27 protein-coding genes are annotated in these 26,698 nt (G+C 74.3%); 14 read left to right on the plus strand and 13 right to left on the minus strand.

What is annotated here, in order from left to right:
* Window positions 1-92 precede the first annotated feature (92 nt).
* Window positions 93-1,214, plus strand: a complete 1,122-nt coding sequence (locus tag ACZ5HG_RS01110) for a VIT1/CCC1 transporter family protein (protein WP_464179817.1) — start codon at window positions 93-95, stop codon at window positions 1,212-1,214.
* Window positions 1,215-1,288: 74 nt separating this feature from the next.
* Window positions 1,289-2,230: a siderophore-interacting protein gene (locus ACZ5HG_RS01115; protein ID WP_464179820.1), complete on the plus strand. Its 942-nt coding sequence runs from the start codon at window positions 1,289-1,291 to the stop codon at window positions 2,228-2,230.
* A gap of 29 nt (window positions 2,231-2,259) precedes the next feature.
* Here the strand turns inward: ACZ5HG_RS01115 and ACZ5HG_RS01120 are convergent, their stop codons facing one another.
* The 4 genes from ACZ5HG_RS01120 to ACZ5HG_RS01135 all read right to left on the minus strand — a co-directional run bounded on the left by ACZ5HG_RS01120 (window position 2,260) and on the right by ACZ5HG_RS01135 (window position 6,186).
* On the minus strand, window positions 2,260-3,696 hold the full coding sequence (locus ACZ5HG_RS01120; protein ID WP_464179822.1) for an MATE family efflux transporter: 1,437 nt from the start codon (window positions 3,694-3,696) through the stop codon (window positions 2,260-2,262).
* 144 nt (window positions 3,697-3,840) lie between these two features.
* Entirely contained in the window at window positions 3,841-4,281 is a 441-nt protein-coding gene (locus ACZ5HG_RS01125) for a MarR family winged helix-turn-helix transcriptional regulator (RefSeq protein WP_464179825.1), read from the minus strand.
* A gap of 92 nt (window positions 4,282-4,373) precedes the next feature.
* Window positions 4,374-5,081, minus strand: a complete 708-nt coding sequence (locus ACZ5HG_RS01130; protein ID WP_464179827.1) for an SDR family oxidoreductase — start codon at window positions 5,079-5,081, stop codon at window positions 4,374-4,376.
* 25 nt (window positions 5,082-5,106) lie between these two features.
* Complete coding sequence (locus ACZ5HG_RS01135) at window positions 5,107-6,186, minus strand: alkene reductase (protein WP_464179829.1); 1,080 nt, start codon at window positions 6,184-6,186, stop codon at window positions 5,107-5,109.
* A 149-nt stretch (window positions 6,187-6,335) separates the two neighbouring features.
* Between ACZ5HG_RS01135 and ACZ5HG_RS01140 the strand changes: the two genes are divergently transcribed.
* The 8 genes from ACZ5HG_RS01140 (at window position 6,336) to ACZ5HG_RS01175 (ending at window position 13,909) form a co-directional block, all read left to right on the plus strand.
* Window positions 6,336-6,938: a TetR/AcrR family transcriptional regulator gene (locus ACZ5HG_RS01140; protein ID WP_464179832.1), complete on the plus strand. Its 603-nt coding sequence runs from the start codon at window positions 6,336-6,338 to the stop codon at window positions 6,936-6,938.
* A gap of 102 nt (window positions 6,939-7,040) precedes the next feature.
* On the plus strand, window positions 7,041-8,225 hold the full coding sequence (locus tag ACZ5HG_RS01145) for a sensor histidine kinase (RefSeq protein WP_464179834.1): 1,185 nt from the start codon (window positions 7,041-7,043) through the stop codon (window positions 8,223-8,225).
* Window positions 8,222-8,875 (plus strand): response regulator, encoded by a 654-nt coding sequence (locus tag ACZ5HG_RS01150; RefSeq protein ID WP_464179836.1) that lies wholly within the window; start codon window positions 8,222-8,224, stop codon window positions 8,873-8,875. Before ACZ5HG_RS01145 ends, ACZ5HG_RS01150 begins: the two co-directional genes overlap by 4 nt.
* A 168-nt stretch (window positions 8,876-9,043) precedes the next feature.
* A complete protein-coding gene (locus ACZ5HG_RS01155; protein WP_464179838.1) occupies window positions 9,044-9,778 on the plus strand; it encodes an electron transfer flavoprotein subunit beta/FixA family protein in 735 nt (244 codons plus the stop codon).
* The gene (locus tag ACZ5HG_RS01160; RefSeq protein ID WP_464179840.1) at window positions 9,778-10,692 is read left to right on the plus strand and encodes an electron transfer flavoprotein subunit alpha/FixB family protein; all 915 of its coding nucleotides are present in this window, start codon (window positions 9,778-9,780) and stop codon (window positions 10,690-10,692) included. Before ACZ5HG_RS01155 ends, ACZ5HG_RS01160 begins: the two co-directional genes overlap by 1 nt.
* Before the next feature lie 23 nt (window positions 10,693-10,715).
* Window positions 10,716-12,176 (plus strand): FAD-dependent oxidoreductase, encoded by a 1,461-nt coding sequence (locus ACZ5HG_RS01165; protein WP_464179842.1) that lies wholly within the window; start codon window positions 10,716-10,718, stop codon window positions 12,174-12,176.
* Between the two features lie 147 nt (window positions 12,177-12,323).
* The gene (locus ACZ5HG_RS01170; protein ID WP_464179844.1) at window positions 12,324-13,619 is read left to right on the plus strand and encodes an FAD-dependent oxidoreductase; all 1,296 of its coding nucleotides are present in this window, start codon (window positions 12,324-12,326) and stop codon (window positions 13,617-13,619) included.
* A complete protein-coding gene (locus tag ACZ5HG_RS01175) occupies window positions 13,619-13,909 on the plus strand; it encodes a ferredoxin family protein (protein ID WP_464179846.1) in 291 nt (96 codons plus the stop codon). The genes ACZ5HG_RS01170 and ACZ5HG_RS01175 overlap by 1 nt, the downstream gene beginning before the upstream one ends.
* Before the next feature lie 14 nt (window positions 13,910-13,923).
* Here ACZ5HG_RS01175 and ACZ5HG_RS01180 read toward each other — a convergent pair whose 3' ends face one another.
* The 3 genes from ACZ5HG_RS01180 to ACZ5HG_RS01190 all read right to left on the minus strand — a co-directional run bounded on the left by ACZ5HG_RS01180 (window position 13,924) and on the right by ACZ5HG_RS01190 (window position 15,975).
* Complete coding sequence (locus ACZ5HG_RS01180; protein ID WP_464179848.1) at window positions 13,924-14,736, minus strand: SDR family oxidoreductase; 813 nt, start codon at window positions 14,734-14,736, stop codon at window positions 13,924-13,926.
* Window positions 14,737-14,846: 110 nt separating this feature from the next.
* The gene (locus ACZ5HG_RS01185; RefSeq protein ID WP_464179850.1) at window positions 14,847-15,254 is read right to left on the minus strand and encodes a DUF1428 domain-containing protein; all 408 of its coding nucleotides are present in this window, start codon (window positions 15,252-15,254) and stop codon (window positions 14,847-14,849) included.
* Window positions 15,255-15,315: 61 nt separating this feature from the next.
* Window positions 15,316-15,975, minus strand: coding sequence for a TetR/AcrR family transcriptional regulator (locus ACZ5HG_RS01190; RefSeq protein ID WP_464179852.1), 660 nt, complete (start codon window positions 15,973-15,975; stop codon window positions 15,316-15,318).
* 151 nt (window positions 15,976-16,126) lie between these two features.
* On the opposite strand from ACZ5HG_RS01190, the gene ACZ5HG_RS01195 reads away from it, so the two are divergent.
* The 4 genes from ACZ5HG_RS01195 to ACZ5HG_RS01210 all read left to right on the plus strand — a co-directional run bounded on the left by ACZ5HG_RS01195 (window position 16,127) and on the right by ACZ5HG_RS01210 (window position 19,454).
* Window positions 16,127-16,870, plus strand: coding sequence for a hypothetical protein (locus ACZ5HG_RS01195; RefSeq protein ID WP_464179854.1), 744 nt, complete (start codon window positions 16,127-16,129; stop codon window positions 16,868-16,870).
* Between the two features lie 102 nt (window positions 16,871-16,972).
* Window positions 16,973-17,524 carry a TetR/AcrR family transcriptional regulator gene (locus ACZ5HG_RS01200; RefSeq protein WP_464179857.1) on the plus strand — a complete coding sequence of 184 codons (552 nt, stop codon included), beginning with the start codon at window positions 16,973-16,975 and terminating at the stop codon, window positions 17,522-17,524.
* A gap of 122 nt (window positions 17,525-17,646) precedes the next feature.
* Entirely contained in the window at window positions 17,647-18,642 is a 996-nt protein-coding gene (locus ACZ5HG_RS01205) for an NAD-dependent epimerase/dehydratase family protein (RefSeq protein ID WP_464179859.1), read from the plus strand.
* A gap of 179 nt (window positions 18,643-18,821) precedes the next feature.
* Window positions 18,822-19,454 (plus strand): M15 family metallopeptidase, encoded by a 633-nt coding sequence (locus ACZ5HG_RS01210; protein WP_464179862.1) that lies wholly within the window; start codon window positions 18,822-18,824, stop codon window positions 19,452-19,454.
* Between the two features lie 23 nt (window positions 19,455-19,477).
* Here the strand turns inward: ACZ5HG_RS01210 and ACZ5HG_RS01215 are convergent, their stop codons facing one another.
* From ACZ5HG_RS01215 to kdpB, 6 genes are all read right to left on the minus strand, one after another.
* Window positions 19,478-20,254 (minus strand): YidC/Oxa1 family membrane protein insertase, encoded by a 777-nt coding sequence (locus ACZ5HG_RS01215; protein ID WP_464179864.1) that lies wholly within the window; start codon window positions 20,252-20,254, stop codon window positions 19,478-19,480.
* A gap of 111 nt (window positions 20,255-20,365) precedes the next feature.
* Window positions 20,366-20,653, minus strand: a complete 288-nt coding sequence (locus tag ACZ5HG_RS01220) for a DUF6412 domain-containing protein (RefSeq protein ID WP_464179866.1) — start codon at window positions 20,651-20,653, stop codon at window positions 20,366-20,368.
* Between the two features lie 69 nt (window positions 20,654-20,722).
* On the minus strand, window positions 20,723-21,421 hold the full coding sequence (locus ACZ5HG_RS01225; protein ID WP_464179868.1) for a response regulator: 699 nt from the start codon (window positions 21,419-21,421) through the stop codon (window positions 20,723-20,725).
* The gene (locus ACZ5HG_RS01230; RefSeq protein ID WP_464179870.1) at window positions 21,418-23,913 is read right to left on the minus strand and encodes a sensor histidine kinase; all 2,496 of its coding nucleotides are present in this window, start codon (window positions 23,911-23,913) and stop codon (window positions 21,418-21,420) included. Before ACZ5HG_RS01230 ends, ACZ5HG_RS01225 begins: the two co-directional genes overlap by 4 nt.
* On the minus strand, window positions 23,913-24,518 hold the full coding sequence (gene kdpC, locus ACZ5HG_RS01235; RefSeq protein ID WP_464179872.1) for a potassium-transporting ATPase subunit KdpC: 606 nt from the start codon (window positions 24,516-24,518) through the stop codon (window positions 23,913-23,915). The genes ACZ5HG_RS01230 and kdpC overlap by 1 nt, the downstream gene beginning before the upstream one ends.
* A 24-nt stretch (window positions 24,519-24,542) precedes the next feature.
* Entirely contained in the window at window positions 24,543-26,696 is a 2,154-nt protein-coding gene (gene kdpB / locus ACZ5HG_RS01240; protein WP_464179874.1) for a potassium-transporting ATPase subunit KdpB, read from the minus strand.
* Window positions 26,697-26,698 lie beyond the last annotated feature (2 nt).

Consider the following 26,698-nt stretch of genomic DNA (forward strand, 5'->3'; position numbering starts at 1 on the left):
CGGTGCGGCGGCGACCAGCGCTGCGCGTCGTCGAGTCGTCCGGGGTGTCGTGCGCGATGCTGGACGGCACGAGCACCTGGAGGAACGCCGCCATGACCGACACCGTCGCGCCCACGCCGCGACAGATCCGCCGCTGGCGTCGCTACCTCGCCGACGAGCGCGCCGAGGCCGCCGCCTACCGCGATCTCGCGTCCCGGCGCACCGGCGAGGAGCGCGCGATCCTGCTCGCGCTCGCGGAGGCCGAGGGGCGGCACGAGGCGCACTGGCTCGCGCTGCTCGGTGACCACGTCGGCCGCCCGCTGCGCGGTGACATCCGGTCGCGGATCCTCGGGCGGCTGGCCCGCCGGTTCGGCGGGGTGTTCGTGCTGGCGCTGGCCCAGCGCGCCGAGGCCCGGTCGGTCTACGAGGACGACGCCGACGCCACCCCCACCATGGCCGCCGACGAGCGGATCCACGAGGAGGTGGTGCGCAGCCTGGCGATCCGCGGGCGCAACCGGATCTCCGGCACCTTCCGCGCCGCGGTGTTCGGCGCCAACGACGGGCTGGTCAGCAACCTCGCGCTGGTGCTCGGCATCGGCGCCTCCGGGGTCGCCACCTCGACCGTGCTGCTCACCGGCCTGGCCGGGCTGCTCGCCGGTGCGCTGTCGATGGGGGCGGGGGAGTACGTGTCGGTGCGCTCGCAGCGTGAGCTGCTGGACGCCTCCCGGCCCAGCCGGCACGCCCGCCGCGCGCTGCCGCACCTCGACCTCGACGCCAACGAGCTCGCGCTGGTCTACCGGGCGCGCGGCATGACGCCGGAGGCCGCCGAGGGGCGCGCGTCGTCGGTGCTGGCGGCGCTGGTCGCGGCCGGCGGGGCGGAGGCGTCGGCGGGGGCGCTGGTCCCCGAGGGTGCCGAGGTGGCGGCCGACGAGGACGTCGCCGACGAGCACGAGACCGTGGGGTCGGCGGTCGGGGCCGCCGCCGCGTCGTTCTGCTTCTTCGCCTCCGGCGCCGCGATCCCGGTGCTGCCCTACCTGCTCGGTCTGGAGGGGTGGCAGGCGGTGGCGGTGGCCTCCACCCTGGTCGGGATCGCCCTGCTCGGCACCGGCGCCACCGTCGGCGTGCTGTCCGGCTCCTCGCCCGCGAAGCGCGCGCTGCGCCAGCTCGCGATCGGCCTCGGCGCCGCCGCCGCGACCTACCTGCTCGGTCTGCTGTTCGGAACCTCGGCGCTCTGATCTTCGGACGTCCCCGGGCTGTGGATCGAGTCACACGGGAGAGGTAAGGCTTGCCTGCGCTGTACCGTGGCCGCATGACGATCGCCGCCGAGGCCGTGAGCACGCCGTTCCGGCTCTTCGACGTCCGCGTCGCGCGGATCGAGGACCTGACCCCCAGCTTCCGCCGGTTCACCTTCACCGGCGACGACCTGCACGCCTTCGCCGACAACGGCTGGGACCAGCGGATCAAGTTCTTCCTGCCGCTCGACGGGATCGGCTTCGACCGCATCCCGCGCGGCTACGACTGGTACACCGCCTGGCGCGAGCTTCCCGACGACCAGCGGCACCCGATCCGCACCTACACCGTGCGCGCCGTCCGCCGGCACCTGTCCGAGGTGGATGTCGACGTCGTGCTGCACGGCGACGCCGGACCCGCCTCCCGCTGGGCCGGGCACGCCCAGGTCGGCGACCCGCTCGCCATCCTCGGCCCCAACGGCGAGCACGACGGCCCGGCCGGCGGCATCGACTTCATCCCGCCCGCGCACGCCGACCGCCTGCTGCTCGCCGGCGACGAGACCGCCGTCCCCGCCATCGCCGCGATCCTGGAGCGCCTGCCCCGCGACGCCCGCGGCGAGGTGCTGCTCGAGGTCCCCGCCACCGGCGACGAGGCCCTGCCGATCGACCCGCCCGCCGGGGTCGTCGTCCGCTGGCTGCCCCGCGACGGCGCCGCCCACGGCAGCCTGCTCGTGCCCGCCGTCGAGGCCGCCTGCGCCCGCCTCATGCCCGGCGAGGCGCCCGTGCCGGACGGCCTCGACCTGGACGACGTCGACATCGACACCGGCATCCTCTGGGAGGTCCCGGTCGACCACGCCACCGGCCAGCCGCTGCGGCAGTCGGCAGCGCTCTACGCGTGGCTCGCGGGGGAGGCCGGGGCGATCAAGACGCTGCGCCGGCACCTCGTGGGGGCGTGCGGGGTGGACCGCACGGCGGTGGCGTTCATGGGGTACTGGCGGCTGGGGCGGGCCGAGGGGAGCTGAGGGCTCCCGCCGACGCCTGAGCCGGCCGCTCAGCCGGCCGCCGCCGCCAGCGCCTCCTCGGCGCGCTCCGGGCTGCCCGCGGCCAGCCCCCGATCGATCGACCGCCGCGTGGTGACCAGCAGCACCGCCCCGGCGCCGAGCACGGCGACCTCGGTGACGGTGAGCGCCCAGATGATCCCGGGCAGGCCGAACCAGAGGTTGCCGAGCAGCACGACCGGCACGAAGAGCACGCCCTGGGTGACGGACATGATCGTCGCGGCGAGCGCCTGGCCGGTGGCCTGGAACAGGGAGGTGATCAGGCCGGTGAACCCGTTGGCGATCATGGCGGTGAGCTGCGCGGCGAGCACCGTGGCGCCCAGGGCGAGCACCGCGGGATCGGTGAGGAACGCGGCGAGCAGGGTGTCGCGGAACAGGTAGACCAGCGCCGAGAACAGCACGGCCACCCCGCCGACGGCCACCGCCGAGGTGCGCAGCGCGGCGGTGAGGCGTGCGCGGTCGCCCTTGCCGAAGGAGTACGCGAGCAGCGGCAGCACGCCGAGGGTGATCCCCATGACCAGGAACTCCGGCACCTGGGCGATCCGGACGGCGACGCCCATCGCGGCGAGCGGCCCGTCCCCGTACCCGGCGGCGAGGTTGTTCAGCACGAGCGCGGTGACGATGAGGAACGCGGACTGGAGCAGGGTCCCGACGCCGACGCCGAGCACCGGCCTGAGCACCGTGGGCGACAGGGTGAACCAGCGCGGGGCGAGGCTCATCTGCGCGCTGTTCCGGGCCAGCCAGGTCGCGAAGTAGCCGACGGTCACCAGGTTCGCGAGTCCGACCGCCAGCGCGGCACCGGCGACGCCCCAGCGCAGGCCGAGGATGAACACCGCGTCCAGCACGACGTTGGCGATCGTCGAGGCGATCAGGCCGGTCATCACCTGCCGGGCGGCACCCTCGGCCCGGACCAGCTGCTCCAGGCAGACGGCGGCGGCGAGCACCGGGACGAACGCGAGCAGCACGGCGACGAAGGTGGTGGTCGCGTGCTGCGCCGCGGCGTCGGCGCCGAGCAGGTGCACCACCGGGTCGATCAGCAGCAGACCGGCTCCGCCGAGCACCACCCCGACGATCACGGTGCCCCAGAGCGCGAAGGCGGCGACCCGGCGGATCTCGTCGGTGCGCGTGCCGTCGTGCTCGGACGCCCCGAGCAGCCGGGACACCAGGGCGCCGCCGCCGACGCCGAAGACGTTGCCGACCGCCATCACCAGCGCCAGCACCGGTGAGCCGAGGGTGACGGCGGCGAGCAGGGTGTCGTCGTGCAGCGAGCCGATGAAGCCCGCGTTGATCACGTTGTAGACCGCGCCGACGATCATCGCGGCGGCCATCGGCACGCACAGGTGCACCAGAGCGCTGACGACGGGAGCGGCGGACAGGTACCAGCGGTCGGTGCCGACGGCCTCGGCCGTCTCGGGGGTGGGGGTGGGCATGGCTGCTCCGTCTCAGGGCAGGGCGAGGCGCGCGGCGGGGTGCCGCGTGGTGGGGCTGCGCGGGCGGGGGCGCGTGGCGCCGGGTCCGGGCAGGGGGTGCCGCCGCGCGGACCGGCCGCGCGGTGGGATCAGGTCAGGGGTGGGTCAGTCCCGCGTGGGGCGGGGCAGCGCCGCGGTGACCTTGGTCAGCAGGGCGTGCAGGGTGTCGCGCTCGGCGGCGTCGAGGGGGGCGAGGATCGCGTCGTCCGCCGCCGCGATGGCGGCGCCGAACCCGGCGACGAGCTCGGATCCCTCGGGGGTGGCGTGGACGCGCTTGCTGCGCTCGTCGCCCGGCTCGGTGCGGCGCTCGACCAGGCCGCGGGCCTCGAGGCCCTTGAGCAGGCTGGAGACGCTGGCGGCGCTGGTGCGGGTGATCGCGGCGACGTCTCGCTGGATCGACCCGGGGTTCTGCGTCAGGTAGCCGAGGACGAAGGCCTGCTCGTGGCTGAGCCCGCGGCTGCGGACCCACTCCTCGCCGGCACGGCGCTGCTCCCAGGCGATCCAGCGGACCAGGTCGAGGGTCGTGGTGAGCTCGGGTGCGTCCATGGTGTGAAATCTAAGCGTTAGAAATCTAACTGTCAACCCTCGAATCGTCCCCGGGGTGCCGCCCCACCGACGGCACCACGGGGACGACGGGGTCAGGCGCGGCGCAGCTGCGGGTACAGCGCCTCGATCGGCGCGCTCAGTGCCGCCTTGAGGTTCACCGAGCTGTCGTCGGCCAGCACCTCGTACTCGCCGGCCTCGGTGGCGTCGAAGATCGTGCGCACCAGATCGGCGGGGTCGACCTTGGGCACGTCGACGGACGCGGCCATGGGGGTGTCGACGTAGCCGACGTGCACGCCGACCACGTGCACCCCGGCGGGGGCGAGCTCCAGGCGCAGCGAGTTGGTGACGGACCAGAACGCGGCCTTGGTGGCCGAGTAGATGCCGGCGACGGCCAGCCAGCTCAGCGCGGAGTGCAGGTCGATCACGGCGGCGCCGGGCTTGCCGGACAGCACGGGCGCGAACGCGCGGGTGAGGAACAGCGGGCCGAGGACGTTCGTCTCGACGTTCTGCCGGATCTCCTCGTCGGTGTGGGTGAGGATGCCGGAGGACGCCACGGAGGCGCCGGCGTTGTTGATCAGGACGGTGACGTCCGGGGCGGCGGCCACCGCGGCGCGGATGGATTCCGGGTCGGTGACGTCGAGAGCCAGCGGGACGATGCGCTCGTCGTCCCAGGTGCGCGGGGTGCGGGCGGTGGCGTAGACCGTGGCGGCGCCGCGGGCGAGGGCCTGGTGCACGAAGTGCGTGCCGATGCCCCCGTTCGCGCCGGTGACCAGGACGACTGCTCCGTCGAGAGACGGCATGGTGGTGCTCCTTCGGGGTGGGGGATCAGGCCTGCGCGAGCGCCGGGTAGTCGGTGTAGCCGGCCGCGCCGCCGCCGTAGACGGTGGCGGGGTCGACCTCGTTCAGCGGGGCGTCGGTGCGCAGTCGCGTCACGACGTCGGGATTGGCCAGCGCGAACCGGCCGAGCGGGGCGACGTCGGCCAGGCCGGCGTCGATGTCGTCGGCGATCTGCTCGCGGGTGCGGCCGTAGCGGACCACGAGCAGCGCGGTCGGCCAGATCTCCCGGAAGGAGCGCAGCAGGTCGTCGTCGCCGACATGGTGCACGTGCAGGTAGGCCAGGTTCAACGGCGCGAGCGCGCCGACCAGGTGCCGGTACTGGGCGTGGACCTCCTCGACGGAGCCCTCGCGGATCCCGCCCAGCGGCATCGCGGGCGAGATGCGGATGCCGGTGCGGTCGGCGCCGATCTCCTCGGCGACCGCCCGGGCGACCTCGACGACGAACCGGGAGCGGTTCTCCACGCTGCCGCCGTAGGTGTCGGTGCGGTGGTTCGCGTTGGGTGACAGGAACTGGTGCAGCAGGTACCCGTTGGCGGCGTGGATCTCCACCCCGTCGGCACCGGCCGCGATGGCGGAGGCCGCGGCGCGGCGGAAGTCCTCCACCGTCTCGCCGACCTCGGCGGTGGTCAGTGCGCGCGGCACCGGTGCGGGCTGCGGGCCGGTCGGGGTGACCATGTCCTCGCCGGTGGCGATGGCGGACGGCGCCACGGGCAGGCGGTGGTGCGGGGTGTTGTCCGGGTGGCCGACCCGGCCGACGTGCATGAGCTGGACGAACAGGTGGCCGCCGCCGGCGTGCACCGCGTCGGAGACCTGTCGCCAGCCGGCGATGTGCGCGGGGGTGTAGATCCCCGGGGTGCTGAGGTAGCCCTGGCCGTCGTCGGACGGCTGGGTGCCCTCGGTGATCACCAGCCCGAGCGAGGCGCGCTGGCCGTAGTACTCGGCGGCGAGCGGGCCGGGTGTGCCGTCGGGGAGCGCGCGGCTGCGCGTCATGGGTGCCAGTGCGAGGCGGTGCGGCAGGTGGATGCGGCCCAGGGCGAACGGCTCCCAGGTCGAGGCGGGCAGGGTCACGGGACAGGTCCTTCCGGCAGGTGATCAGGGCGGGTCGACGCGCCCCGGCCCGGCGGGAGGCTCGTGACACGATGGAATCCCGGCGTGCCGCGGTGCGTTGACCAAACTCGTAACTGAGTCCACTCAGAAAGTATTCCGGAGCCTCCCCCATGCCACTCACCCCCGCACCGGTCGGCCGGCGCGAACGCAACAAGCAGGCCAAGCTCGAGCGGATCGTGGCCGCCGCGAGCGACCTGTTCGCCGAGCGCGGGGTCGACGACGTGACCACCCAGGAGATCGCCGACCGCGCCGACATCGGCACCGGCACCCTGTTCCTCTACGCGAAGACCAAGGGCGAGCTGCTGCTGCTCGTCCAGAACGCCCACTACGAGCGGGCGCTGGAGCGGGGCCGTGCCGCCGCTGCCGGGGTCACGAACGAGGTGGACGCGGTGCTCGCGGTGCTGCGACCGGTGGTCGAGTGCAACCGGGTCCAGATCGACAACGGCCGCACCTACCTGCGCGAGATGGTCTTCGGCGACCCCGCCGAGCCCCGGCACCGGGAGGCGCTGGAGATCGTCGCGCGCACGGAGGCGGTGGTCGCCGACGTGCTCGCGCAGGACGGTGCCCGCGACCCGGCGCGCGCCGCGACGCTGGCCCGGGTGGTCTCCGCGGCGATGTTCCTCACCCTGGCGGCGACGGTGAACGCGGACCTGGACGTCGACGCGCTGGTGGCGGACCTGCGCGAGCAGGTCGCGGCGGTGCTCGGGCGCTGAGGCCGCGGCGACCACGCCGGCCGTGACCGGACGCGCCCGCCCGCCCCGCACTGGGCCACCGGTCCCACCCCGCCCCCGCGCTCCGGATCTACGCTCGCCGGCATGGGACGTGACCGGTCGTACCTCGCCGAGCTCGTCCGGATCAACGACACCCTGATCTGGTCGCACGACCGCACGGACTCGCTGGTCGCGGCCGTGGAGATCCTCCGCGAGGTCACCGGCGCGCGGATCGCGCCGACGTACCTGCTCAGCGCGGCGGGCGACCTGCTGGTGCTGGTGGCGGACGACGCGACGCGCGCGGCGGTGGGGGCGTCCTACGCGACGATGCCGGCGCACGAGCACGTGCGCGATCCCTGGGTGAACGTCGAGGAGTGGCCGGTGTCGGCGGCCGACCACCAGGACAGCGACGGGTGGCGCTCGCTGCCGGAGGACTTCCGCGCCTGGTTCGGGACCTCGGGGGTGGTGGTGTCGATCCACGCGGACGGCCGGCACCTGGGCGCCACGCTGCTCTGCTTCGACGGGCCGTGGCGGCTGACCCGGCGACGGCGGGAGTTCCTGGCGGCGGCCGGGCGGATCCTCGGCAACGCGGTGTACCGGTGGCAGGTGGGCGGCCGGGAGCGCGAGCTCGGGGCGCTGGAGGAGCGCCGGCGGCTGGGTGACGAGCTGCACGTGGACCTGTCGCAGCAGGTGGCGGCGCTCGGCCTGCACGTGGAGGTGCTGCGGCTGGACACGGACGCCGGTGACCTGGACCGGGTGCGCGGCGGCCTCGCGTCGTTGGACGCGCTGACGGTCGACCTGAACCGGAGCCTGCGCCACCAGATGCTCGGGCTGCGGTCGGACGCGGAGCTGGTGCAGGGGTCGCTGGTGGCCCAGGTGCGGCGGCACCTGCGGAACTTCGAGCGCCAGCTGGCGATCCCGGCGACGGTGGTGTGCCCGGACGAGGCCGCGGTGGACGCGGTGCCGCTGGCGGTGTCGGCTCAGCTGGTCCGGGTGCTCCAGGAGGCGCTGGCGAACGTGCACGTGCACGCGCACGCCGGGTCGGTCACCGTCCGGCTGGAGGCGACGAGCACCCGGGTCCGGCTGGAGGTCGCGGACGACGGCAACGGCTTCGACCCGACGAGCGTGCCGGACTCCCGCCTGGGGGTGCGGATCATGTCCGAGCGGATGCAGCAGGTGGACGGCGAGGTGCGGTTCCGGCACGAGGCGGGCACCGGCACCTGCGTGGTGGCCGAGGCGCCGCTGCACCCCAGCCGCTGCCCGCGCGCCCTGCCCGAGGAGGTGCGGTGACGACGCCGACGACGGTGCTGGTCGCGGACGACCACGCCCTGTTCCGGGACGGGTTGCAGGCGCTGATCGGGCGCTGGGACGACTTCGAGGTGGTGGGGGCCGCCGCCGACGGCACCGAGGCGGTCCGGCTGGCGGCGTCGCTGCGCCCGGCGCTGGTGCTGATGGACGTGCGGATGGAGCCGATGGGCGGGGTGGAGGCCACCCGGCAGATCACCGCCGCGGACCCGGACGTGCGGGTGGCGATGCTCACCGTGTCCAGCCTCGGTGAGGACGTCTACCAGGCGCTGCGCAGCGGCGCCCACGGCTACCTGAGCAAGAACGACCCGGCGGAGCGGCTGCACGAGTACCTGGTCGGCCTGATGCGCGGCGAGGCGGCGATGAGCGCGGGGATCGCGGCGCGGGTGCTGGCCGAGATGGCGACCCCGGGCCACGGCGTCGGCGCCCCGGCGGCGCGTGACCGGCTGACCGCCCGGGAGCGGGACGTGCTGCGGCTGCTGGTCGAGGGGCTGTCGAACGACGAGATCGCCCGTGACCTGCACGTCTCCGAGGCGACGGTGAAGAAGCACCTGGGCAGCATCATGACGAAGCTGCACATGCGGAACCGGGTGCAGGTCGCCGTGTTCGGGGTCCGGCAGGGCCTCGTCGGCTGACCCCCTCCCGGGCAGCCCCCGGGACGTCCTACGCCCTTCGGGGGTGGCCGATCGGCTACCCCAGGTGTAGCCGGAAGCGGCTGGGGCGCGCCCTGCCCCGCGCGGTTCGCTGGAGCCCGGGGCCCGGCGAGATCCGTCGGGCCAGGAGCGACGGAGCACGGGACACCGATGAGAGCAGTGGTGGTCTACAAGTGGGCGCGCGACCCGGGCGGCGCGACCGTCCGCGGCGACGGCGGCGTCCAGTGGCGCAGCACCAAGCGGGTCGCCGGCGAGGACGACCACGCGGCGCTCGCGGTGGCGCGGCAGGTGGCCGAGTCTGCCGGCGGCGACCTGGCCGGGCTGACCGTCGGTGACGGCGACGCGAGCTGGGCGCTGGCCCGGGGTGTGGCCTCGGCGGTGTCCGTGCCGGACGCGCCGGTGCTCGCGGACCAGAACGCCACCGCCGCCGTGCTGGCCGCCGCGGTGCGCGCCGCCGGCGGGGCGGACGTCGTGGTGATCGGCGATGCCGAGGAGCACGCCCAGGTGCCGGCCGCGCTGGCGGGCCACCTCGGGGTGCCGGCGCTGCTCGGTGTGACGGAGGCGACCGTGGTCGACGGCCGGGTGCAGGTGCGGCGCACGACCGGCGGCGAGGTGGAGACGCTGACCGTCGCCGGCCCGGTGGTGCTGGCGGTGTCCGCCGCCGGTCCGGAGGGCCGTGCCCCCGGCATGAAGGAGCTGCTGGCCGCGCGCAAGCGCCCGGTGACGACGCTGGCGCTCGCCGACCTGGACGTCCCGGCCGCCGCCGACCTGACCGAGGGCAGCACCCGCCTGCCGGAGCACGGCACCGCCCGGATCTTCCGCGGGGACCCCGCGGACACCGCACGCGAGCTGGTCGCGGCGCTGCGCAGCGAGGGAGTTCTGTGATGAGCACGCACGCCTGGGTCCTGACCACCGGCACCGCCCGGCTGGTCGGCGCGGTCGCCCTGGCCCGGACGGTGGCCGCCGAGGTCACCGTGGTCGCCGTCGGCCCGCGCACGCTCGCGGACGCCGCCGCCGTCGCCGGGGCCGACCGGGTGCTGCACGCCGCCACCGCGGACGACCTGCCCGCCGAGGCGCTGGCCGCCCGGGTGGCGGAGGCCGCCGCGTCGGCCGCCCCGCGCCTGCTGCTCGCCACCGACGAGCCCGCCGCCCGCGCCCTGCTCGGCGCCGCTGCGGTCCGCACCGGTGCCGCCACGGTCAGCGGCGTGCTGGCGCTGCGCACCGAGGGCGACCTGCTGGTGGCCGACCGGACCGCGCTGGACGGCGCCGTGGTGCAGACGGTGACCGCCGCCGGCCCGCTGGCCGTGCAGGTGTCGGTCGAGGACGTCCCCGCGACGGCGGGCGCCCCGGTGCCGATCACGGACCTGCCCGCGGGTGCCGCCGCCGACCTGCGGGTCACCGGCCGGGAGGCCGCCGCCACCGGGTCCGGGCTGCACGACGCCGCCCGGGTGGTCTCGGTCGGCCGCGGGCTGCGCGCCAAGGAGGACCTGGCGCTGGTCGAGGGCCTCGCCACGGCGCTCGGTGCCGAGATCGGCTGCTCGATGCCGGTCGCGGACGACCTGGGCTGGGTGCCCAAGGAGCGGTACGTCGGCCGGTCCGGGCAGCAGATCGCCCCCCGGCTCTACCTGGCGCTGGGCATCTCCGGGATGCCGCAGCACCTCGAGGGGGTGCGCGACGCCAAGGTCGTCGCCGCGGTCAACACCGACCCGGACGCCCCGATCTTCCACGCTGCCGGCTACGGGATCGTCGGCGACCTCTACGAGGTCGTCCCCGCCCTGGTCGCCGCGCTCTCCGAGTGAACGTCAGAACAGAGAGGTTCGTCATGTCCGAGCAGTACGACGTCGAGTACGACCTGGTGGTCGTCGGCGGTGGTGGGTCCGGGCTGTCCTGCGCGGTGCAGGCGGCGGAGAACGGCCTGACGGTCGCGGTGCTGGAGAAGATGCCCCAGCTCGGCGGGTCGTCGGCCTTCGCCGAGGGCCACGCGGCCTTCGAGTCCGACGAGCAGGTCAAGCGCGGGATCGACGTGTCCAAGGACCAGGGCTTCCAGGCCTACATGGACTACTCGCACTGGCACGCCGACGCCGCGATCGTGTCCCGGTTCGTGGAGAACGCCTCCACCACGATCGTGAAGATGCGCGAGCTCGGAGCGGTCTACAAGGAGGTGATCGTCACCGCCGAGGACCAGCCCGGCGAGCTGGTCACCTGGCACATCCCGGAGGGCGAGGTCGCCCGGGTGCTGGAGCTGCTGGAGGGCCGCGCGCGGGACCTCGGGGTGGAGATCTACCTGGAGACCCCGGCGAAGAAGATCCTGATGGACGGCGGCCGGGTGGCCGGCATCGTCGCGGGGGACGCCGACGGCGAGGAGGTGCGGATCGGCGCCAAGGCGGTGGTGGTCGGCACCGGCGGCTACGCCTGCAACCCGGAGATGCTCAACCGCTTCAGCGCCTACGACTGCGGCGACAAGATCATCAACATCGGCGGCGAGGGCAACTCCGGCGACGGCCTGACCATGATGTTCGAGGTCGGCGCGGTGCCGTGGTCCTCGATCGGCACGCTGCTGCTCATGCCGCTGATGCGTGGCAAGACCGTCACCTCGCACACCAACACCGCGGGCTTCCAGCCCTACCTCTGGGTGGACAAGGACGGCCGGCGCTGCACGAACGAGATCTGCGGCCTGAACTTCGGCAACGCCGGTGACATGGTGGCGGGCCTGCCCGAGGCGCACTACTGGGCGATCCTCGACCAGGCGCAGGTGGAGCACCTGGTGGCCGACGGCTGCGAGGTCGGCCTGGGCGTGTACGTGCGTACCGGCGAGAAGCTGATCAACCTGCCCGCCGAGCTGGCCGCGGACGTCGAGGCGGGCACGGTGCTGCGCGGGGACGACGTGGAGCAGCTGGCCGCGCAGATCGGCATGCAGCCGGGCGTGCTCGGCGGCGAGGTCGCGGAGTACAACGCCGCCTGCCACGCGGGGGTGGACACCAAGTTCCACAAGGAGGCGCGGTTCCTGCGCCCGGTGGAGTCCGGCCCGTTCTACGCGATCAAGATGGAGCCCGGGATCATGATCACGATGGGCGGGATCAAGATCAACGAGTTCATGCAGGTCGTGGACGAGGACAACGCCCCGATCGAGGGCCTGTACTCGGTGGGCTGCGACGCCGGCGGCCTGTTCGGCGACTCGTACATCCTCACCGTCCCGGGGTCTGCGAACGGCTTCGCGCTGACCTCCGGCTGGCTGGCCGCCGACCACGCCACCGCCGCGATCCGGGCCACCGCGGGCGTCTGAGCCGCGTCCGACCCCGGCTCGCGGCTCGGCCATGAGCCGCCCGGTCCGTGCCGACGGGGCGCGGGCCGGGCACCACCCTCGCGCGGGCGCGTCCGCCACCCCCGACGGACGCGCCCGCGCGCACCCCTGCGAGGAGAGACAGAACAGATGGATGACGAGGCCTTCGACGTCGTCGTGGTCGGCGCCGGGATCGCCGGCTGCGTCGCCGCGTACCGGCTGGCCGAGGCGGGCCACTCGGTGGTGCTGATCGAGCGCGGCGGCGTCGCCGGTGCCAAGAACCTGTCCGGCGGGGTCTTCTACTGCCGGGTGATGGAGCAGGTGTTCCCGGGGTTCGTGCAGCAGGCGCCGGTGGAGCGGGTGGTCACGCGCAACTGCATCAGCCTGACCAACGCGACCTCCGCCGTGACCGTCGACTACCGCGACCAGCGGCTCGCCGAGCCCGCCAACGCGGTGACCGTGCTCCGGGCGCGGCTGGACGCCTGGCTCGCGGAGCGGTGCGAGGAGGTCGGCGTCATGGTGATGCCCGGCGTCCGGGTGGACGCGCTGCTGCGCGAGGGCGAGCAGGTGGTGGGCGTGCGCGCCGGGGAGGACGAGCTGCGCGCCCGGGTGGTGATCGCGGCCGACGGGGTCAACTCGTTCCTGGCCCGGCAGGCCGGGATCCGTCCCACCGAGCCGCTGGAGCACCTGGCCGTCGGCGTGAAGTCGGTGATCGGTCTGCCGCGCGAGGTGCTGGAGGACCGGTTCGCGCTCACCGGTGACGAGGGCGTGGCCTATGCGATGGTCGGGGACTGCACCCAGGGCGTCGCCGGGGGCGGCTTCCTCTACACGAACACCGCGTCGGTCTCGCTCGGCGTCGTGCTGCGGCTGGACGACCTCGTGGCGTCGGGGCTGTCCTCCTCGCAGATCCACGACCACCTGCTCGCGCACCCGACGGTCGCCCCGCTGATCGCCGGCGGCGAGCTGCTGGAGTACGGCTGCCACCTGACGATCGAGGGCGGTCCGCAGATGTCCCGCCGCGACCTGACCCGTCCCGGCCTGATGGTGGTGGGCGACGCCGCCGGGCTGACCCTCAACACCGGGCTGACGATCCGCGGGATGGACCTGGCCGCCGGCTCCGCGCTGGCCGCCGCCACCGCCGCCGACCGTGCGCTGCGCGCCGGCGACCTGTCCCAGCGCGCGATGGACGTCTACCGGACCGAGCTCGACGCCTCGTTCGTGGGCGCCGACCTGGCCACCTACACCCGCGCCCCGCACTTCCTGGAGAACGCGCTGCTCTACCGGGATGCCCCGCCGCTCGCCGCCGACGTGCTGCACGGCGTCTTCGACCACGACCTGACCCCGCGCCGCCACCTGGTCGGCGCCACCCGCGCCGCGGTGAAGAGCGCACCGGTGTCCGCCGGCCAGCTCGCCCGGCTCGGCCTGTCCGCGCTGAGGAGCCTGTGATGACCCCGATCGGATCCGTCCCGGAGCGGCTCGCCGCCAACCACTACGACGTGGACGAGGAGGAGTCGCACATCGAGGTCGACCAGGACGCCGCCCGCCGCACGCAGGCCGGTCCGCTGCTGGAACGCATCTGCCCTGCTCACGTGTACGCGGCGCTGCCGGACGGCTCGGTGCAGGTGTCCGCCGCGGCCTGCCTGGAGTGCGGCACCTGCCTGGCCGTCGCGCCGGCGGGGGTGCTGCGCTGGCACTACCCGCGCGGCGGGTTCGGGGTGGCGTTCCGCGAGGGGTGAGGCGTCCTCCGCTGTCAGACGCTCCCGGCCGGCGCGTCCGCCCAGGACCACACGTCGTCCCCGCGGAGCACCGCGTCCGCGCCGCCGTCGCAGTAGATCGTCTGCCCGGCGCAGTGCGAGTTCTGCTCGGAGGCCAGCCAGATCAGCAGGTCGGCGATCACCTCCGGCCCCTGGTGGAAGTTCAGCGGCATCGGCACGGAGGAGTCGACCAGCGCGGCACCGTCCGGGGTGGACAGCAGCTCGGCGGTCATCGGGGTGATCACGGTGCCGGGGGCGACCGCGTTCAGCGCGATGCCGGCGCCGGCCCAGGCGGGGGTGATCGACTCGCGGCGCACCCAGCGCGAGACCGCGCGCTTGGAGGAGGAGTAGTTGAGGTAGCCGACCTGCGGGCCCTGGTCGGCCAGCGTCTGACCGACGGCCAGCGCGGCGGGCTCGTCGCCGGCCAGGCATGCCGCGACGAGCTCGGGCGAGACCGGGTGCAGCGAGGCCATCGAGGAGGTGACGACCGCCCGGGGTGCGCGGGAGCGGGCCAGCGCCGGGCGCAGCGCGGCGAGCAGGTCGACGACGCCGAAGTAGTTGATCGCGACGGTGGCCGGCTGCGGTGCGGAGATCCCGGCGCAGGCGATCACGGCGTCGACCGTCCCGTCGGCGGCGTCGATCGCGGCCTCGGCGGCGCGGGTGCGGCCCTCCGGCGTCGACAGGTCGGCGGTCACCTCGGCGTCCCGCAGGTCGATCCCGATCACGCGGGTGTCCTGGGCCTCCAGCGCGGCGCGGGTGGCGGCGCCGATCCCGGAGGCGCTGCCCGTCACGACGTACGTCCTGGTCATGGTGGTCTCCTCGTCGAGTCCTCGGCGCCGATCTAGCCGATCGGCTACGTCGAGTATCGACCGTGACGGCTCGCGCCGGTCAGGGTCGGAGGTCCCAGGTCAGGCGAGGGTCATTCGCCCGGGAGGCTCAGGGTGATCTCGAAGGTCTCGCCGACCACCCGGGCCCCGTCGAACACCGGGTCCTCCGTCAACGTCGCGAGGACGCGGGGATCCTGGGTGGCGGCGGCCGTCCCGCGGTCCCGGACCTCGCGCGACGGCCAGGTGGTCACGGTGACGACGACGGACTCCGCGCTGGTCGCGCCGATCAGGGCACCGATGCCCCGGAGCTCGTCCGGCGCGTAGGAGGTGCCGCTGGCGTGGAAGTCGGCCGGGTCGGCGGCTCCGCCCGCCTGCCAGAAGTCGACGACGCGGGTCGCCCCGTGGTCGCGGTACACCTGCGCCATCCGCCGCGAGAACGCCAGGTACGCGTCCTTGTGCGCCGAGGGGACCGGGACGATCGTGATGTCAGCCAGCACCATCGTGCGCTCCCGTCTCTGGGCACCAGTCCTGTCGCGACGATAGCCGTCGTGCCGTCGCGGCTCAGTCCGTGCCGGCGGTCAGCCCGTCGAGCATCCGGGCCGCGAGACGGTCGACGGTCGCCCCGGGCAGTGCGGCGGCGTGCAGGCGGGCGAACCTGTCCGGCGCGACGCCGATCGCGCGCAGGTAGCCGGCGAGCACGCGCTCGGTCAGGCGCGGCACGTCGATCACCCCGTCCGCGCGCAGGTGCCGGTAGAGCACCTCGTACGCGCCGCCGACCGCCATCGCGAAGTCGTCGGCGGTGTCCTCCTCGGTGCCGGGCTCGGGTCGCAGGTGCGCGAACGCCCACTCCTGGCTGAGGAACACGACGGCGGACGTGATCTCGCGGTGCGAGGCGATGTCGAGGGTGAGCGCCCGCATGCGCGCGTCGTGCAGCAGGAACGAGAAGTACAGCTGGCCGGTGCGGTAGAGGGTGACGAACTCGCCGTCGTCAGCGCCGGTCTCGTCCTGGACCAGCGTCTCGGCGAGCGTGAGCGCGCGGTCCATCAGCGAGGTGATCAGCGCCTGCTTCTTCGGCACGTAGTGCTGCACCAGGCTGCGCTCGATCCCGGCCTCGGCGGCGATGTCGGTGTACGAGGTCGCGGTGTAGCCGGAGCGCAGGAACGCCCGGTGCGCGGCGAGGACGACGAGGTTCCGCTGCTGCTCGTTGCGCGGTCGCGCCATGCCGTGCGCCTCCCGGGTCGGTGGTGTGCCGTCAGTCTCCCATCCGGCGGGCCCGACCCGATCGAGTTAACTGCACGCGTATAGGAAACCTGCTAGCGTCCAGGCGCGGCGGCCGACCGGCGGTCGCGGACGACGCACGGAAGGCCGAGGCATGTACACGATCGAGGAGGTGCTCGCGCGCATCAACGAGAACCCGACGGGGTTCTCGATCGCGGCGATCATGGTGTGGATCATCGGGTTCGCGCAGTACTTCTACTCCGTCGGCATCCAGATCCGGGAGCGGCGGTCGCCGTGGTTCTTCAGCCAGCACGCCTGGTACTTCGCGCACGACCTGACCTACGTGATCCTCTATCCCGTCTGGTTCCGTGACGTGGACTTCTGGGCGTTCAAGGTCATGTGGTTCGGCTGCATCGCCTTCGTGCTGATCGAGCTGTGGGTGCTCAGTCTGACCGTGCGGCACGAGCGCCAGGAGGTCTTCGGCGCCTACGCCGACGGCCCGGTGTCCGTCCGCAGCGCCTGGACCCGCGGGCTGATCGGCTACGCGCTCGCGTTCGCCCTGTTCCTGCTGACCCGCCAGGGCATCGGCGACCCGATGCTGCTCGCCCTGACGATGTCCACCAACGCGATGGTCGCGATCATGCCGCTGTACCTGCTGCACCAGCGCCGGGACCGCTGGGGGTCGTCGGTGGTGCTCGGCGTGCTCGTGGTGCTGGGCACCCTGTTCACCTTCGCCCCGCAGGGCATCGGCTACTGGACCACCGCTGCGGGCGTGTTCGACCAGCCCTGGTACTACCTGCTCGGCGCGATCTGCCTGGTCGCCGCGGTCTGGTACGTGGTGGCCCAGCTGCGGCTGCCGAAGAAGGCGCCGACCGACGGGCTCCGGCCGGTCTTCTGACCGGTCGGCGACCCGGGTCCGCCCCCGGGCTCGTGGGTGGGCTGGGCCTCGCGTGCCGTCTCGATACCCTGGGGCGCCCCGCCCGCCCACCAGGAGGTCAGCATGCCCCGCGGAGACGCGTCCGCACCGCAGGTCGTCACGGCGGCGCTGCGGCTGTTCTCCGCGCACGGGGTGGCCGGCACGTCGTTGCAGATGATCGCGGACGAGCTCGGGGTGGCGAAGGCGGCGGTCTACCACCGGTTCCGCACCAAGGAGCAGATCGTGCTGGCGGTGCTCGCGCCGGCCTTCGAGGAGTTCGCGACCCTGCTCGACGCCGCGTCGGCGCTGCCGCCGGCGGACCGCGCCCGGCACCTGGTCGACGGGCTGGCGCACCACTGCGTCGCGCACCGCAGCCTCTACGCGGTGATGCTCGGGGATGTCACGGTCGCCGCGATGCGCCGGGACACCCCTGACCAGGACGAGGTCTTCCGGCGGCTGCGCGACACCCTGGCCGGCCCGGAACCGACCCCGCGCAGCACCGTGCACGCGGCGATGTTCCTGTCCGGGCTGATGGCGCCGCCGGTCGACCACGACCTGCACGCGATCGAGGATGCCGAGGTCGAGGCCGCGGTCGCGCAGGCCGGGTACCTGCTGCTGGGGATCGCCCCGGCCTGAGCGGGGCCGGACGCTCGACCTAGCCGATCGGCTAGGACTTTGTGCCTGCGCGCACGAAGTGGCCGGAACCTAGCGTCGGGAGCGTCACCGACCCCCTCTCGCAGATGTGAGGAACTTCCCCCATGACCGACACCCTCGTCCTCGGCGGCACCGGCCTGCTCGGCTACCACACCTCGCTCGAGCTGCTGCGGCGCGGCTACGGCGTCTCGGCGGTCTCGCTGCCGATCTCCGGCGCGAGCTTCCTGCCGGAGCAGGTCGACGCGCACTGGGGCGACGTCATGCAGATGTCCGACGCCGAGGTGCTCGGGCTGCTCGCCGGCAAGCACGCGGTGTTCTACGCGATCGGCGCCGACGAGCGCACCACCCCGCCGGCCCCCGCCGCGGCGTTCTTCTACCGGGCCAACGCGCTGCCCACCCAGCGGCTCGCGCGCCTGGCGCGGCAGGCCGGCGTCCGCAAGTTCGTCGTCTACGGGTCGTACACCGCCGAGTTCGGTGAGCTGTGGCCCGACCTCGGCTACCGCACCCGCAACGGCTACCCCCGCGCCCGGCTCGCGCAGGAGGAGCTGGCCTGCCTGGAGGGGGAGGGGGCGATGGACGTGATGATCCTGCGCCTGCCGTACATCTTCGGCATCGTGCCCGGCCAGCGCCCGCTGTGGCAGATGTTCCTCGACATCGTGGCCGGCACCGAGGGTCCGGTGACGGCCCAGGCCGGCGCCACCTCGGCGGTCACCGTCGCGCAGGTCGCCCAGGCGGCGGCCGGCGCGATGGAGCACGGCGAGCACGGCGGCCGCTACCCGATCAACGCCTACGACCTGACCTACGCGGAGTTCTACCGGATGTGCTGCGAGGCCCTCGGGCGGGACCCGCAGGACGTCACGGTGGTGCCGCTGGAGGCGGTGCTGCCGGCGATGGAGGCCGCCCACGAGCAGATGCGCGGCTCCGGCGTCGAGCACGGCATCCACTTCCCGGACAGCGCCCGGTTCCAGGACCGGCACGCGTGCAGCGATCCCGCGGCGAGCACGGTGCTCGGCATCCAGCCGGACGACGTGCCGGCGGCGATCCGCGAGTCGCTGGAGTGGTGCGTCGCGCACCCGCGTGAGACGCCCGTCGGGGTCTGAGCGCCCGGCCGTGCGCCCGCCGTCGCGCGGGTGCACGGTGGCCGGACGGTCAGGGCCGCCCGCGGGATGATCCCCTCCCGCCGGACGACCCACCCCACCCCAGGGTGGTGCCGGAGCACCTGGCGGATCGCCCCACGGCCCGACGTCGGCGTGCACCCCCGGTTCCTAGCGTCGAGGACATGCCCGAGACGCTCCCGACCTGGGACTCCCTGACCCCCGCCCCGCCGCTGCCCGCGCGCAGCCGGCCCGACGCCCACCGTGCCCGCGTGCGCGTCCTGGTCGCCCTCGCCGCCGCGCTGACCGTCGCGACCGGAGCGTGGCTGGTGCTCGGCGCGAACGACCGGCCCGCCGCATCCGGCGACGGCGGCGAGACCAGCCAGAACGGTTGGCCGGCGATCACCGACGGCCACGACCCGCGGCTGACCACGTCGCCGTGGGTCACCGGGCGGGTGCTCGCCGGGGACGTCGCGACGGTGCTCGACTACGTGGCGGCGCGGTTCGACGCGGAGGTCGAGCCGGTGGACGTGGCGTCGTCCTGGGGGTGGGCGTACCGGCCGGTGCGCGGCGGCGAGGACCTGTCCAACCACGCCTCCGGCACGTCGATCGACCTCAACGCGACGGAGCACCCGCTGGGGGTGCGGGGCACGTTCACCGACGAGCAGGTGACTGCGCTGCGCGCGATCCTCGAGAAGGTGGCGCCGGCGGTGGCCTGGGGCGGCGACTTCGACCGGGCGGACGAGATGCACCTCGAGATCGTCGGCGGGCCGGAGGTGGTGGCCGAGGTGGCGGAGCGGCTGCGCGCCGCCGAGTAGGCCCGCCCGGTCAGCCCACCAGGTCAGCCCGCCGTGATCGGGTACCGGCGGCGCAGCAGCACGCGCTGGCCCAGGGTCCACCACACCGTCACCAGCAGGTAGAGCCCGGCGGCGAGCGGGACGACGCACGCGGCGGCGGCGGTCATGAACTGGAGCGCCCCGAGCATCCGCTGCGCGCCGGGCCCGGCCAGCGGGTTCGGCGCGGCCGTACCCGCAGCGGCACCCGCCCCCGCGACCGGCACGGCCAGCCGCCCACCGGGTCGCTGCGCCCGTCGCGTCAGCTCCCCGACGGCCGCGATCAGCGCGACCAGCACCCCGAAGACCAGCATCGCGCCCACCTCGCCGAGCGATCCGAGCAGGGTCGCGCCGAGCGGCACCCCGGCGAGCGTGTGGTCGAGCAGGGCGTTGCCGTGCCCGGCGATCTGCGCGTGCACGAACACCGTGTAGATGATCCCGACCACCGGTGCCTGCACCAGCATCGGCAGGCAGCCGGCGAAGGGCGTGGTGCCCTCGTCGGCGTACACCTGCATGGTCTCCCGCTGGAGCCGCTCGGGGTCGTTGCGGTGCCGGCGCTGGAGGTCGGCCAGGCGCGGGGCGAGGCGCGCGCGGGTGCGCTCGGCCTTGGCCTGCGAGACGCCGACCGGGACGAGCGCGGCGCGGACGAGCAGGGTCACGGCGACGACGGCCGCAGCCGCGGCGGCGGTCCCGGCGAGCGGTTCGAGCAGGGTGGTCAGGGCGATCAGCGCGCGGTAGGCGGTGTCGATCACGGCGGCGACGGGCGGCAGGGCGAACAGGTCCATGGAGTGTCCTCGGTCGTACGGGCGGGGTGTCACGTCCGCCGACCACCGCCCGGGCGCGCAGGCGCGGCACCACCGGCGCACGGATGCCGCGCGGCGGTGGGTGAGGGGTGGTCAGCCGAGGAGGCTGCCGGGTGCCCGAGGGCGGGCGTGACCCGGGGCGTCCGGGTCGCTCTGCGTCACCGCCGGACGGGCGGCGACGGTCTCGTGCGGGAACGCGGCATGGATCCGCACCGGCACCAGGCCGAGCGCGGTGGCTCCGCGGGCGACGAGCGCCACGGTCACCGCGGCGAGGGTGGTGGCGCCGAGGAGCACCAGGATCGTCGTCAGGGTGCTGGTGCCGAGCAGCAGCGCGAGCGAGGCGGAGGCGTCGCGCAGCAGCGCGAGCAGGACGTCACCCACGGTGCACCTCCTGGACGGGACGATCGACCCGTCCAGGATAGGCACGGGTGCCGACCGCCCGCGCCGGGATCACCCCGCCGGGTGCTCGTCCGGCACGAACCGGTACCCCATGCCCTGCTCGGTCACCAGGTACCGCGGCGCCGACGGCTCGGGCTCGAGCTTCTTGCGCAGCTGCGAGAGGTACAGCCGCAGGTAGCCGGAGGAGGTGACGTGCTGGGCGCCCCAGATCTCGGCGAGGATCGTCTGCCGGGTGACCAGGCGGCCGGGGTGGCGCACCAGGATCTCCAGCACCTGCCACTCGGTCGGCGTGAGGTGCACGGGGCCGTGCCCGGTGCGGGTGACGACCTTCGCGGCCAGGTCGACGGTGACGTCGCCGAACGTCACCGCGGGGCCGTCGTCGGCGGGGCCCGTGGCGGCCCGCCGTCCGAGCGCGCGCAGCCGGGCCAGCAATTCGTCGAGGTGGAACGGCTTGGTCACGTAGTCGTCGGCGCCGGCGTCCAGGGCGTCCACCTTGTCGTCGGAGCCGGTGCGCCCGGAGACGACCAGGATCGGTGCGGCGGTCCACCCGCGCAGGGAGTGGATCAGGCCGAGGCCGTCCAGGTGCGGCATGCCGAGGTCGACCAGGTACAGGTCGGGGCGGTGCCGGGCGGCCTGGTCGATCGCGTCGGCGCCGTCGGTGGCGGTGAGCACCTGGTAGCCGCGGGCGCGCAGGGTGATCCGCAGCGCGCGCAGGAACTGCGGGTCGTCGTCGGCGACCAGGATCTTCACGCCGTGACCTCCGCGCCGGTCGTGGTGCCCGGCAGCCCGATCACCATGGTCAGCCCGCCCCCAGGGGTGTCCTCGGGGTCGAGGGTGCCGCCCATGCCCTCGGCGAACCCGCGGGACAGCGCGAGCCCGAGGCCGAGGCCGGTGGTGTTGTCGGTGTCGCCGAGCCGGTGGAACGGCAGGAACAGGTCGTCGCGTCGCTCGGGCTCGACGCCGGGGCCGTGGTCGACCACCCGGATCTCGACGCGATCCCCGAAGGCGCTGGTGGCGAGCCGGGGGCGGGTGCCGGGCGGGCTGAAGTGCACGGCGTTGGCCAGTACGTTGACCACCACGCGCCGCAGCAGGGCGGGGTCGGCGGTCACCGGTGGCAGCGCGGGGTCGAGGTCGAGCTCGACGTCCTCCGGGCCGAGGTGCAGCTCGTCGAGCGCGGGCAGGATCACGTCCTCCACGTCGACCGGTCGGCAGGAGACGCCGAGCACCCCGGCCTGCACGCGGCTGACGTCCAGCAGGTCGGTGACCAGGGTGCCGAGCATGGTCAGCGACTCGTCGGCGGTGGCCAGCAGCTCTTCCCGGTCGGCGGGGGACCAGTCGATGTCGCGCTGGCGCAGGCTGCCGACGGCGGTGGTGGCGGCGGTGAGCGGGCGGCGCAGGTCGTGGCTGACGGCGGACAGCAGCGCGGAGCGCACCTGGTCGGTCTCGATCAGCGGGGCGATCTCCTGGGCGGCGGCGGTCAGGTCCTCGTGCTCGAGGGCGGCGGCAGCCTGGGTGACGACCACCGGCAGCAGGCGGGCGGCGGAGCGGTCCAGCGGCGGGCCCCAGAGGTCGAGGGTGGCCTCGGCGGTCACCGGCACGCCGACCGGCGCGACGTCGGACGGCACCTCGCCCTTGGCCACCCGCACCACCGAGCCGACCCGCAGCCGCACCGCGTCCAGCCCGAAGGCCTCGCGGGCCCGGGCGAGCAGTGCACCGAGGGCGTCCTGCCCGCGCAGCACCCCGCCGGCGATCGAGATCAGCAGCTCGGACTCGGCGGCGGCCCGCTGGGCGATCCGGCTGCGGCGGGCCGCCTGGTCGACCACCAGCGACACCAGCGCGCCGTTGGCGACGTAGAGGGCGAGCGCGAGGATGTGCACCGGCTCGGCGACGGTGATGGTGTGCACCGGCGCCACGAACACGTAGTTGAGCGTCAGCCCGGACATCAGTGCGGTGAACAGCGCGGGCCACAGGCCGCCGACCAGCGCGATCACCACCACGAGCAATTGGTACGCCAGCACGTCGCTGGCCAGGGAGTCCTCGGAGCGCGCCGCCACCAGCCCCCAGGTGAGCAGCGGCCCGCCGACCAGCGCGAGCAGGAAGGCCAGCACCCGCCGGCGCACGGTCAGCGCACCGGTCAGCCGGGGCAGCCGCAGCCGGGTGCCGGCGGCGGCGTGGGTGACGATGTGCACGTCGATCGCCCCGGCCGCGCGGATCACGCTGGTGCCGATCCCCGGGCCGGTCAGCGCGGCCTTGATCCAGGACCGACGGCTCAGGCCGATCACCAATTGGCTGGCGTTCTGCCCGCGCGCGAAGTTGACCAGGGTGTCGGTCACGTCGTCCCCGACGAGCTGGTGGAACGTGCCGCCGAGCTGCTCGGTGAGCGCGGACTGCGCCGCCAGCGAGCCGGGATCGGCGTCCCGCAGGCCGGTCTGCGCGGAGACGTGCACGGCGAGGAGTTCCCCACCGGCGGATCTCGCCGCGATCCGGGCGCCGCGGCGCAGCAGGGTCTCGCCCTCCGGGCCGCCGGTCAGCGCGACCACCACGCGCTCGCGGGCCTCCCAGGGCGCGTCGATCGCGTGCTCGCTGCGGTAGGTGCGCAGCGCGGAGTCCACCTCGTCCGCCAGCCAGAGCAGCGCCAGCTCACGCAGGGCGGTGAGGTTGCCGAGCCGGAAGTAGTGCGACAGCGCGGCGTCCACCCGCTCCGCCGGGTACACGTTCCCCTCGGCCAGCCGGTCACGCAGGGACTGCGGGGCCAGGTCGACCAGCTCGATGTCGTCGGCGGCGCGCAGCACGGCGTCCGGCACGGTCTCCCGCTGCGGGACACCGGTGATCGTGCGGACCACGTCGTTCAGCGACTCGATGTGCTGGATGTTCACGGTGGTGACCACGTGGATCCCGGCGTCCAGCAGCGCGGCGACGTCCTGCCAGCGCTTCTCGTGCCGGGAGCCCGGGGCGTTGGTGTGCGCGAACTCGTCCACCAGGGCGACCGCGGGTCGGCGGGCGATCACCGCGTCCAGGTCCATCTCGGACAGCCGGACCCCCCGATGGTCGACGAGCACCCGCGGGACCACCTCCAGCCCGTCCAGCAGGGCGGCCGTGGCGGCGCGGCCGTGGGTCTCCACCACCGCGACCGCCACGTCCTTGCCGTCGCGCGCCATGTCCCGGCCCGCCTCGAGCATCGCGAAGGTCTTGCCGACGCCCGGGGCGGCACCGAGCAGCACGCGCAGACGGCCCCTCTGCATCAGCCGAGCGCGTCCAGCGCGAGGTTCAGCGTGACCACGTCCACGGCCGCCTGGCCGAGGAACCCGAGGTCCGGGCCGGTGGTCGCGTCGGCCACCAGGGCGCGCACCGCGTCCTCGGTCAGCCCGCGCTCGCGGGCCACCCGCGGCACCTGGAGGTCGGCGTACTCCGGGCTGATCTGCGGGTCGAGACCGGAGCCGGAGGCGGTGAGCGCGTCCACCGGCACGTCGGCCGGGTCCACGCCCTCCAGGTCGGCGACCGCGGCGCGCCGCTCCTCGATCGCCGCGACCAGGTCGGGGTTCTCCGGGCCGAGGTTGGAGCCGGAGGACGCCGCCGCGTCGTAGCCGTCACCGGCGGCCGAGGGTCGGGACTGGAAGTACTGCGGCAGCGGCGTGCCGTCGGCGTCGGTGAACGACTGGCCGATCAGCGAGGAGCCGACCACGGTGCCGTCGGCGTCGGTCACCAGCGAGCCGTCGGCGCGGGCGGGCATCAGGCGGCCGAGGCCGGTGACCAGCAACGGGTAGCCGATGCCGAGGGCGACGGTCAGGACGAGCAGGGCACGCAGCGCGACGCGCAGGTGCGGCCAGGTGGTGCGAGGGGAGGACACAGCGATCTCCTGGGCGTGAGGGGGTCAGAAGCCGGGCAGCAGGCTGATCACGAGGTCGATCACCTTGATGCCGAGGAACGGGGCGATCACGCCGCCGAGCCCGTACACCAGCAGGTTGCGACCGAGGATCGAGGTGGCCGCCGCGGCGCGGTAGCGGACCCCGCGCAGGGACAGCGGGATCAGCGCCACGATGATCAGCGCGTTGAAGACGATCGCGGACAGGATCGCCGAGGCCGGCGAGGACAGGTGCATGACGTTGAGCACCGCCAGGCCCGGGAACACCCCGGCGAACAGGGCCGGGATGATCGCGAAGTACTTCGCCACGTCGTTCGCGATCGAGAACGTGGTCAGCGCCCCGCGGGTGATCAGCAGCTGCTTGCCGATCCGCACGATGTCGATCAGCTTGGTCGGGTCGGAGTCCAGGTCGACCATGTTCCCGGCCTCCTTGGCGGCCGAGGTGCCCGTGTTCATCGCGACGCCGACGTCCGCCTGCGCGAGCGCGGGGGCGTCGTTGGTGCCGTCCCCGGTCATCGCGACCAGGTTGCCGCCCTCCTGCTCCCGCTTGATCAGCGTGAGTTTGTCCTCCGGGGTGGCCTCCGCGAGGAAGTCGTCCACCCCGGCCTCGGCGGCGATGGCCCGGGCGGTCAGCGGGTTGTCGCCGGTGATCATCACCGTGCGGATGCCCATCGCGCGCAGCTCGGCGAACCGCTCGCGCAGGCCGTCCTTGACCACGTCCTTGAGGTGCACCACGCCCAGCACGCGGCCGGTGTCGCCGGTGTCCTTCACCGCGACCACCAGCGGCGTGCCGCCCTCGGAGGAGATCCGCCGGACGTGCTCGTCCAGGTCGCGGCGGGCGGCGGGTGCCAGCGGGGCGTCCTGCTCCAGCCAGGCGATCACGGCGCTGCCGGCACCCTTGCGGATGCGGGTCACGTCCGGCAGGTCGACACCGCTCATCCGGGTCTGCGCGGTGAAGGGCACGATCACGGTGCCGGTCGGCGCGGCGGGGACCTCGCCCTGCTCGGCGGCCAGGTCGACGATCGACCTGCCCTCGGGGGTGGGGTCGGCGGCGGAGGCCTGCGCGGCGGCCTCGACCAGGTCGCGCGCGTCCACGCCGGTCAGCGGCAGGAACGCCACCGCACGCCGGTTGCCGTAGGTGATCGTGCCGGTCTTGTCGAGCAGCAGCGTGGTCACGTCGCCGGCGGCCTCGACCGCGCGGCCGGACATCGCCAGCACGTTGCGCTGCACCAGACGGTCCATCCCGGCGATGCCGATCGCGGACAGCAGCGCGCCGATCGTGGTGGGGATCAGGCACACCAGCAGCGCCACCAGCACCGGCACGCTCACCGACGCCCCGGAGTACCCGGCGATCGGCCCCAGCGTCAGCGCGACCACCACGAAGACGATCGACAGCGACGCGAGCAGGATGTTCAGCGCGATCTCGTTCGGCGTCTTCTGCCGGGCGGCACCCTCGACCAGCGCGATCATCCGGTCGACGAAGGTCTCGCCGGGCTTCGAGGTGATCCGCACGACGATCCGGTCGGACAGCACCCGGGTGCCGCCGGTCACCGCGGACCGGTCGCCGCCGGACTCGCGCACCACCGGTGCGGACTCGCCGGTGATCGCCGACTCGTCCACCGAGGCGATGCCCCAGACGATGTCGCCGTCCCCGGGGATCAGCTCGCCGGCGGTCACCACCACCACGTCGCCGAGCGACAGCTCGGGCGAGGCGATCTGACGGGTCCGGGCGCGCTCGGCACCCGGGTCCTCGACCGCGTCGTAGCCCTCGACCACGGCGGCGGGGGTGGCCGAGCGGGTCTGGCGCAGGCTGTCGGCCTGGGCCTTGCCGCGGCCCTCGGCCACCGACTCCGCCAGGTTGGCGAAGACGACGGTCAGCCACAGCCAGACCGCGATGGCCGCCGTGAACGTCACCGGCGTGGCGGTGCCGCCCGAGGGCTCCGGGCCGCCGGTGAACGGCTCGACCACCGCGAGCACGGTGGTCAGCGCGGCGCCGACCTCCACGACGAACATGACCGGGTTGTGCCACATCACGCGCGGGTCGAGCTTGCGGAACGCACCGGGCAGGGCCGCGCGCAGGGTGGCGATCCCGAAGGCGGTCGGGGTCGGGGAGAGATCCGGGGCCGGCTCGGTGGTCGGCTGGTCGAGGGTGCTCAGGGACATGG

The organism is Cellulomonas sp. GTC20042 (assembly GCF_055389595.1).

Coding starts and splice junctions, on each gene's coding strand:
- ACZ5HG_RS01185 (WP_464179850.1), bottom strand. CDS start 15,254: ATGGTGCTGGCTGACATCACGATCGTCCCGGTCCCCTCGGCGCACAAG.
- ACZ5HG_RS01165 (WP_464179842.1), top strand. CDS start 10,716: ATGTCCGAGCAGTACGACGTCGAGTACGACCTGGTGGTCGTCGGCGGT.
- ACZ5HG_RS01200 (WP_464179857.1), top strand. CDS start 16,973: ATGCCCCGCGGAGACGCGTCCGCACCGCAGGTCGTCACGGCGGCGCTG.
- ACZ5HG_RS01175 (WP_464179846.1), top strand. CDS start 13,619: ATGACCCCGATCGGATCCGTCCCGGAGCGGCTCGCCGCCAACCACTAC.
- ACZ5HG_RS01180 (WP_464179848.1), bottom strand. CDS start 14,736: ATGACCAGGACGTACGTCGTGACGGGCAGCGCCTCCGGGATCGGCGCC.
- ACZ5HG_RS01120 (WP_464179822.1), bottom strand. CDS start 3,696: ATGCCCACCCCCACCCCCGAGACGGCCGAGGCCGTCGGCACCGACCGC.
- ACZ5HG_RS01230 (WP_464179870.1), bottom strand. CDS start 23,913: ATGCAGAGGGGCCGTCTGCGCGTGCTGCTCGGTGCCGCCCCGGGCGTC.
- ACZ5HG_RS01205 (WP_464179859.1), top strand. CDS start 17,647: ATGACCGACACCCTCGTCCTCGGCGGCACCGGCCTGCTCGGCTACCAC.
- ACZ5HG_RS01210 (WP_464179862.1), top strand. CDS start 18,822: ATGCCCGAGACGCTCCCGACCTGGGACTCCCTGACCCCCGCCCCGCCG.
- ACZ5HG_RS01155 (WP_464179838.1), top strand. CDS start 9,044: ATGAGAGCAGTGGTGGTCTACAAGTGGGCGCGCGACCCGGGCGGCGCG.
- ACZ5HG_RS01130 (WP_464179827.1), bottom strand. CDS start 5,081: ATGCCGTCTCTCGACGGAGCAGTCGTCCTGGTCACCGGCGCGAACGGG.
- ACZ5HG_RS01140 (WP_464179832.1), top strand. CDS start 6,336: ATGCCACTCACCCCCGCACCGGTCGGCCGGCGCGAACGCAACAAGCAG.
- ACZ5HG_RS01190 (WP_464179852.1), bottom strand. CDS start 15,975: ATGGCGCGACCGCGCAACGAGCAGCAGCGGAACCTCGTCGTCCTCGCC.
- ACZ5HG_RS01195 (WP_464179854.1), top strand. CDS start 16,127: ATGTACACGATCGAGGAGGTGCTCGCGCGCATCAACGAGAACCCGACG.
- ACZ5HG_RS01160 (WP_464179840.1), top strand. CDS start 9,778: ATGAGCACGCACGCCTGGGTCCTGACCACCGGCACCGCCCGGCTGGTC.
- ACZ5HG_RS01125 (WP_464179825.1), bottom strand. CDS start 4,281: ATGGACGCACCCGAGCTCACCACGACCCTCGACCTGGTCCGCTGGATC.
- ACZ5HG_RS01110 (WP_464179817.1), top strand. CDS start 93: ATGACCGACACCGTCGCGCCCACGCCGCGACAGATCCGCCGCTGGCGT.
- ACZ5HG_RS01215 (WP_464179864.1), bottom strand. CDS start 20,254: ATGGACCTGTTCGCCCTGCCGCCCGTCGCCGCCGTGATCGACACCGCC.
- ACZ5HG_RS01145 (WP_464179834.1), top strand. CDS start 7,041: ATGGGACGTGACCGGTCGTACCTCGCCGAGCTCGTCCGGATCAACGAC.
- ACZ5HG_RS01115 (WP_464179820.1), top strand. CDS start 1,289: ATGACGATCGCCGCCGAGGCCGTGAGCACGCCGTTCCGGCTCTTCGAC.
- kdpB (WP_464179874.1), bottom strand. CDS start 26,696: ATGTCCCTGAGCACCCTCGACCAGCCGACCACCGAGCCGGCCCCGGAT.
- ACZ5HG_RS01170 (WP_464179844.1), top strand. CDS start 12,324: ATGGATGACGAGGCCTTCGACGTCGTCGTGGTCGGCGCCGGGATCGCC.